2 protein-coding genes are annotated in these 1,852 nt (G+C 47.5%); one reads left to right on the plus strand and one right to left on the minus strand.

Annotated elements, in window-relative coordinates:
• Positions 1-404 precede the first annotated feature (404 nt).
• Positions 405-1,367: an NAD(P)/FAD-dependent oxidoreductase gene (locus AC0QH1_RS00655; RefSeq protein WP_324628800.1), complete on the plus strand. Its 963-nt coding sequence runs from the start codon at positions 405-407 to the stop codon at positions 1,365-1,367.
• 113 nt (positions 1,368-1,480) lie between these two features.
• On the opposite strand, the gene folK is transcribed toward AC0QH1_RS00655, so the two are convergent.
• Entirely contained in the window at positions 1,481-1,714 is a 234-nt protein-coding gene (folK, locus tag AC0QH1_RS00660) for a 2-amino-4-hydroxy-6-hydroxymethyldihydropteridine diphosphokinase (RefSeq protein WP_442957258.1), read from the minus strand.
• Positions 1,715-1,852: the final 138 nt, after the last annotated feature.

Consider the following 1,852-nt stretch of genomic DNA (forward strand, 5'->3'; position numbering starts at 1 on the left):
GACCGCAAGCTGACATGCCGGCGATCGCTCGTTTTCCTTCCGGGGTTGAATGATTTTGAGGCACCTCTCGAACAGTTGGGGCACTCACCGCGATCGCTTTGAACTGTGGGGTCTAGAGGTCCGGTGGCGATCGCGCTTAACCAATCAACCCCTCCCAAATACGTCACCGAGGCCAAGTTCCTCTACCGACTGTAAAGATTTATGAAGTTGGCTTGCTTTGAAGAGCAAATCCATATAGGTTTAGAGGTACAAATACTCGATAATCTCGCGCGGGGGCAAAATAAAACGCAGTTAAATTAACGCAGAAGTGAAGACTAAAGGAGCGGATCTCCAAATGGAAATAGTAGCTGGGCGTGAGATTGGCATGAAGCAAGACAGGTATTGTATGGTTTAGGAGTTGTGTGATGAAAAAGGTGATTGCGATCGTTGGCGGTGGTCCGGCGGGTATGTCCTGCGCCCTGTGGTTGAAGAACCTTGGGTTTTGCCCGATTATCATCGAAAAGAACCCACAACTTGGAGGGTTGCAAAACATTAACCCCTTTCACAACACATGGATTTTGGGAATATGGGGAAGAACTGGAAAAAACCTGGCGCAGGAATTGCGCCAACATCTTGAAATAGAATGTATTTCGACGCTGCTAGATTCTCAAGTGCAACGCATTACCAAGGGAGATAATTTTAAAATTTGCACGGCAGATTATGAACTTACCGCGCAGGCCATTGTTATTACCACAGGTCAAAGATTTAAAGGGTACGAAACAATAAAATCAATTCCCGGAAGTCATCAGCTTTTGCGATCGCCGCGCGTCTGCTTTAATCCCGGTGCTATTCCCACTACTCACGGACAAGTAGTTGCAGTGGTGGGTGGTGGCGATAACGGACTCGGGATAGCTATCAGACTTGCAGATACGGCCAAACATATTCACCTATTCGTTCGCTCTAAGCTGCAGGGATTCACTATGAATCAAAATTTGATTCTTCGGGGAGTTGAAGCCGGAAAAATAACCCTGCACAAATCAGCAATTATTCAGAGTTTCGAGCGACTTGGGGAGAAAATTAAGATAGTTTTCAAAGAATCAAATAATCAAGAGCGCGAACTACTATTCGACTCTTTGTGTTTCCGGATGGGTTTTGCTCCCAACACAGAGGAAATCGTTCAATTATTCGAGGAAGGAGGAATGGGTTCTCTGGAACTGAACGCCGGCGGATATATCGCCACGGATGCATTTTTGCGAACACCTATACCGAACGTTTATGCGGCAGGAGATGTGGCCAATCCTCGAGACCCCTGTGTGGCAACAGCAGTGGCTCACGGTGCAATTGTAGCGCGAAGTATAGACGAGGATTTGCGATCCGAGCAGATCTAGGGGCGATCGCCTCCTAACTTAACCCCAGAAGCATCCACCTTTGGCTCCAATTCGCTAATCGTCAATTAAGAAACCAGTTCGATCCACTCCGGGGCAATTTCTGCCAATGGGACTCATACAAAAGCTCTTTCTCGCATGCGTGGATGAGGGATTTGCAATTCCGGGGAGTCCAGGATTAAATCCCCAAATAAAATCACATCTAAATCTAAAGTTCTCAGTTCCCAACGTTCTTCTCGAACGCGACCAAACTGGTTTTCAATTTCGAGCAAAGTTGCGCGTAATTTTTGGGGAGAGAGGGTTACATCTAACAGCGCCCAGCGATTGTTAACCGACGTCAGAGGTGACAGACCGGGAGCGGTTACAGTTGACGCCCTATTTTACCACAGATGGGCTGTCATTCATCATCAAAGTTGTGGTGAATTGAGCGATTGAGTTTGTCAGCAAGGAGGGAGACCGCAAGCTGACATGCCGGCGATCGCTCGTTT

The organism is Phormidium sp. CCY1219, assembly GCF_055795085.1.